Source organism: Vibrio sp. 10N.222.46.A1 (assembly GCF_041473595.1).
Taxonomy (GTDB): Bacteria; Pseudomonadota; Gammaproteobacteria; order Enterobacterales; family Vibrionaceae; genus Vibrio; species Vibrio tasmaniensis_A.
This window is the reverse complement of the sequence record NZ_JBFRSN010001154.1, coordinates 1-878: the sequence shown is the minus strand read 5'-3', so window position 1 is coordinate 878 and position 878 is coordinate 1. Positions and strand designations below refer to the sequence as shown.

Below are 878 nucleotides of genomic sequence, written 5' to 3'. Positions count from 1 at the left end.
ACGTGTAGGTACAACAGCTCAATACATTGTTGAATGAGTTCAATGTCTTGTTCGATTTTTGCATCATTAAGATCGCGATAAGCAATGCTTAGATCCCAACTCGGTGTTGTCATGACTAAATTCCTTTCACGTAGGTAGTAATACCAATCTGGTATAGCGGCTGTAAACGCCGCTTTATACTTCTATTTCTGGTTCTATTTCTATTTCTATTTCTGTTTCTGTTTCTGTTTCAATTTACAGGTCCAATAGATTGTTAACTCTTAAACTGTGTTTTTTGAACACTCAGAGAACAGCCAACCCTATCGACTTTACACTGATAAAACTCTGTGCGAACTGAGTGATTTGAATATGAGTTATCGACGCGTTTTCTATCGATAGCTTCGAGTACAAACTCGGATTTTTCCAATCAATATCAAGACAATGCGCTAGCAGTATGCGAATCACACCACCATGGGTAACCAACAATATATTGTCACTTGGATCATTCAAAAGTTGCGACCAAGCTTGAGTTACTCTGTCGTGGAAGCTCTGTAAACTTTCTGCACCAGTCAGTTGATGATTAGCAGGATCTTGCCAAAAGGTTTCTAGCATTCCCCACTTGTCTTCAAGCTCATCAAATGGGACACCATCAACGTCACCGAAGTTCATTTCCTGAAAGTCTGGTGCTACAGATAAAGTCACAGACATACGCTGTGCGTATCTGTTTGCGAGGTCGCTGCATCGCCTTAATGGTGAGGTAACCACGCAATCAAAGGCAATATCTTGTTTTATCAGCGCCCCACATATCCGATCTTGAAGATCAGGATTAACCAACACATCAGATAAACCATTAAGTGCCGCTTCGCCTTCGACTTTGCCATGTCTTAGTAGATAGATGC

At 41.0% G+C, this 878-nt stretch carries 1 protein-coding gene; it reads right to left on the bottom strand.

Going from position 1 to position 878, the window contains the following annotated elements:
- Window positions 1–282: 282 nt before the first annotated feature.
- Window positions 283–876, bottom strand: a complete 594-nt coding sequence (locus AB4496_RS24720; protein WP_372132451.1) for a histidine phosphatase family protein — start codon at window positions 874–876, stop codon at window positions 283–285.
- Window positions 877–878: the final 2 nt, after the last annotated feature.